Source organism: Terriglobus sp. YAF25 (genome assembly GCF_052113305.1).
Classification (GTDB): Bacteria; Acidobacteriota; Terriglobia; order Terriglobales; family Acidobacteriaceae; genus Terriglobus.
Genome location: NZ_JBFRCY010000385.1, coordinates 1 through 4,340 on the forward strand (window position 1 = coordinate 1; position 4,340 = coordinate 4,340).

The following is a 4,340-nucleotide window of genomic DNA, read 5'->3' on the forward strand; positions in this document are numbered from 1 at the left end:
CTCGTGTCGGCCGGGCCGGCGTGGGACAGATCGATGGAGGAATTGCCTCCGGTGGAGGCTGCTCGTGTCGGCCGGGCCGGCGTGGGACAGATCGATGGAGGAATTGCCTCCGGTGGAGGCTGCCGTCGTAGAGGTGGAGTTGACCTGAATGCTACGGCTGGGGCCACCGCAGATCTTGATCGAAGGCGTGCCTTGCAGGGACAGAGAGCTTGTCTTTGTTGGATGCGTCACGAGGATGGGAACCGGAGCAACGACGCTGACGATGGCGGCTGTGGCCGTAGCGCTCACCGTTGTTGCTGACTGACCGATCAGGCCTATCAGGAATGTGTTCACGCTTCGGCTCACAGTGGCGCGAACAACGTTTACCGGATAGCCTGTCGCCAGGCTCACTCCCGGCGCCCCGCTGCTGCCCGGGTAGTCGATCGTCACGGTATCGCTGGCGGTTCCACCGAAGCCATTATTGCGCGCATAGACGCAAGGTGTTTTAGCGTCGCTGGTGCCGCAAGTAAATGATCCTGATGTCGAAAATGCGGCCGTACCTGATGTATTGGTGCTGTTGAAGACACTCATCATACCCGCAGTAGCAGCTGCATCTGCTGCCGTCTGCGCCATCTGGCGTTGCGAATACAGGTGGGATCCATCTATTCCCAGCCCAACAGCGCCGATCAAAAAGATGCTCATTGCAAGCGCGACGATGATTACCGCCTGGCCATCTTCCTCTTCAAAAAAGCGCATAGCCTAACTCCTCAGGAGGTAATAATCTCTGACTGGGCTCCCCATTGTTTTATTCAGAATTGTGCTCAGTGGCCCCGGTCCCCCCTGGGACCATCGATGTCAGATCCTGTCCGCTCTCCGCCGTAACAGTGGCATATCGTGTGCCAATCGGCCCCCAGCCCTCGCGGGCGTTCGTTGCCCTAATCCATGCAAAGAAGAAGCCGCCCAAATTAATCAGTTTGACGATGAGCAGAAAAACCAAAGGCAGGATCAGGGCATACGCGATCAATGCCTGCCCGCGGTTCTCCTGGAGACGCTTCAGGAAGGCGCGGAAGGTTTTCTTGTCCGCGCCGCCGGGAAGAACCTCTCTGCTGAAGTCGCGCCCTTTCTTCTCGGGTAGTACAAGCAGGAAGAAGACTCCATTCTCGTCTGCCCCCACCACCTGTCCTTTGACCGTAATCGCGCGGTTCGGATCTGTTGCCGGGACGTCCTCGCGTTGTAGAGATAGCATGACGAGCGTGCCGGGATACCAGCGTTGATCGGTCACCAGATAGAGCCTGTCAGAACTGATCTTCTGCACCTTGTGCGCCAGCGGGGCGCCTCCGTCCCAGTAGTGAGCTACCAGCGGAGGATTGTCCCCCAGATCCTTCCTCCGCTTTTTTCGCGATCTCGACGACGTTAGCCCTTCCAAAATCGCTCTCATACTTCGCCCGTACTCCGGGCGTCTCTTGCCCCACTCCCAGCGAGCGCCGTGATGCGCTTTTTCTTTCGCCGGAGCCAGATGTCCGCTCATCTCCTCGGCAACGCAGATCATCATCTGATCTCCGATCTGCGTATTCGTGGAATAGATCGTATGACTCGGCAGTTCAAGAACACTTCCGGCCCGAGTCCTTATCGGTCCAAAGGCGAGAGGAACAATGGATTCAATCAGGTTAATGACCCGGTTTTGGTCATCCAGATAGATCAGGTCGAGTGGGAAAAAAGGTCTCAGGGCATGAACGCCTTGAGAAGGCACGACCCATGTTCCCTCATCGGAGCGGAGCCTCAGTCTTCTGATCGATCTTTTCAGGCGCATCAAGATGCTGCCAGCCGCCTTCACATTCAGGCTCAGGAAACTTTCTCGCGTTAGGTTATAGACGCAATACGTCTTTTCCATATCGCTCCAATGCCTCATAGGCGAACTGCTACCTATAGCCTTCGCACGTAGGTCTCCAATCTTTCCGTTTGCGAATCAAAGGTTCATGTCCTCCCCCTCAAGCAGAGTGGCCGAATACCTTTCTTTCTCATGACATGCAACAGCAACCCTATGCGACGACCAGCTGCCGTTGTGACAGCAATGGTGAAATGTGTGCAACAGATGTCACAGTTCCTCCAAGGGTGCCGGAAGTCTTAACTGAATCTGTCAGTGCTCGCTGGCCGTTTCCCGCTGCGAGCAATGTTTCTGACTGTTGCGATGAAGTCGGAATATCACGACCGATAAGAACGGGATCCCGTTACCTGGCAAAAAACGAAATAGTGTCCCGATGGCAATCGCTGGAGCGTCGGCATCTTCCGTGTCGTCCTTTGAGGTCAACAGAGGCAGGAAAAGGCGGTTGCTGCGCAACCTAGGAAAAGAAAGGCCTTTTCCCACTTTCCCCAGCCACTACGACCACTAGTTATAGGAATTTCGAGCAAATCGACTGTAAAAGGATGTCTGGAGGCTGAACAGCTACAGCCCCCTTAAGCAAATACATTCGCGCTGCGCGCGAACGGGCCCGAATGGACCAGCGATATCGAATTCGATGATTCTCTAGAGCATTTCTCCTGTTGCTGGGTAGCCCGGAAGTGGAGTGCAGCGGCGTTTTCATTATGGAAAACGCCCATAGATAACGAATCCCTACACTACACCTACAGGAGAAATGCTCTAGCTTTCGATCAGATCCAGGAAGAAGAAGGAAAGCCCCTCCGCAAGAGCGAAAGGGGCTTCATGAATCGTTGAAATCTGGCCGCTCCTGCTACTCCATTCCGAGGGCTGCCAGGGCGTCTTTCATGGAGGCGGCGGCCTTGGCGTGGGCCCGGGCGGCGCCTGCTTCCAGGATCTCCGTTACCAGGTGGGGATTTGCTTCATACTTTGCCCGGCGTTCCCGGATGGGGGCCAGCTCGGCGACCACGTTGTCCGCCAGCCAGCCCTTGCACTGGATGCAGCCGATGCCGGCTGTGGTGCAGCCTTCGCGCACCTCAGCCTGCTTCTCTACCGGCGAGAAGACCTTATGCAGGTCGAAGACCGGGCAGACGTCCGGATTGCCCGGATCGGTGCGCCGCACCCGCGCAGGGTCGGTAACCATGGTCTTCAGCTTGGCGCGGATGTCCGCTTCCGGCTCGTTCAGCATGAGCGTGTTGCCGTAGCTCTTGGACATCTTGCGGCCGTCCAGGCCCGGGAGCTTTGGCGAGGGTGTGAGCAGCGCCTGCGGCTCCGGGAAGGTCAGCTCGATCAGGCTGTTGGCCGAGACCTCGGCTTTGATCCGTTCCTTGTCGGACTCTGCCTGTGCGATCGCCTCGCTCCAACGGGAGTCGTACAACTGGTTGAAACGCCGCGCAACCTCGCGCGTGAGTTCCACGTGCGCTACCTGGTCCTGACCGACCGGGACGAAGTCCGGCTTGTAGAGCAGGATATCTGCGGCCTGCAGCAGCGGATAGCCCAGGAAGCCGTAGGTTGCCAGGTCCTTCTCGCGAAGCTGCTCCTGCTGGTCTTTGTAGGTGGGCACGCGCTCCAGCCAGCCCAGCGGGGTAAACATGCTGAAGAGCAGGTGCAGCGAAGCGTGCTCCGGTACATGCGACTGCCGGAAGATGACGCATTTCTCCGGATCGAGACCGCCGGCGAGGAAGTCCAACGCTACTTCGAAGCACTTCTCCTTCACGTTGCCTGGATTGGCATAGTCGGTCGTCAGAGCATGCCAGTCGGCGATGAAGAAGAAGCAGTCGTACTGATCCTGCAGGCGGACCCAGTTATAGAGCGCCCCCATGTAGTTGCCCAGGTGGAGCTTGCCCGTAGGCCGCATGCCGGAGAGGACGCGGCGGCGCGAATTGCTGACAGAGGTTTCGGCCATGATTGAAAAGATGATGGTAAATCAGCGCCAGAGCATTTTTCCTGTAGGTGTGGCGTAGGGCGTCCGCATCTATGGGCGTTTTCCGCAATGAAAACGCCGCTTCGCGCCCCTTCCAGAATATCCGGCAACAGGGAAAATGCTTTACATGCCCAGCAGCAGGCTGTTGAAGGTGCCCAGCAGCGGGCTGAGGCCGATGGAGATAAGGCGCCCGCCGAGGAACATCAGGATCAGGATGGAGAACATACCGATGCGGTCGTAGGTCTCCAACACAGAGTAGGGGAGAAAGTGCCGCAGCACTTTGCTGCCGTCGAGCGGAGGCAGCGGAATCAGGTTGAAGACAAACAGCGACAGATTGATCAGTACGCCGAAGTAGAGCAGCAGCGCGATGGGAAACAGCGTCGGCAGTCCTTCGGTCGATGCCTGGGGAATGCGGAACGCCACCATCACCGCGGTAAGTACCGATCGTCCGCCATCAGCCGTTCCATGCTTGATGATCAGCAGCAGCAACAGGCTTGCCGTCGCTACAAACAGATTTGAGGC

4 protein-coding genes are annotated in these 4,340 nt (G+C 57.5%); all 4 read right to left on the reverse strand.

Annotated elements, in window-relative coordinates:
- Positions 1-735: pilus assembly protein TadG-related protein (locus AB4043_RS16075; RefSeq protein ID WP_442307509.1), on the reverse strand; the 735-nt coding region annotated here is incomplete at its 3' end.
- A gap of 49 nt (positions 736-784) precedes the next feature.
- Complete coding sequence (locus tag AB4043_RS16080) at positions 785-1,729, reverse strand: hypothetical protein (protein ID WP_442302055.1); 945 nt, start codon at positions 1,727-1,729, stop codon at positions 785-787.
- Between the two features lie 979 nt (positions 1,730-2,708).
- A complete protein-coding gene (gene trpS / locus AB4043_RS16085) occupies positions 2,709-3,800 on the reverse strand; it encodes a tryptophan--tRNA ligase (RefSeq protein ID WP_442302054.1) in 1,092 nt (363 codons plus the stop codon).
- 141 nt (positions 3,801-3,941) lie between these two features.
- On the reverse strand, positions 3,942-4,340 hold a 399-nt coding region (locus AB4043_RS16090; protein ID WP_442307510.1), incomplete at its 5' end, for a site-2 protease family protein.

Bases quoted from the DNA above. Each gene is read 5' to 3' on its own strand.
- trpS (WP_442302054.1), bottom strand. From the start codon at position 3,800: ATGGCCGAAACCTCTGTCAGCAATTCGCGCCGCCGCGTCCTCTCCGGC.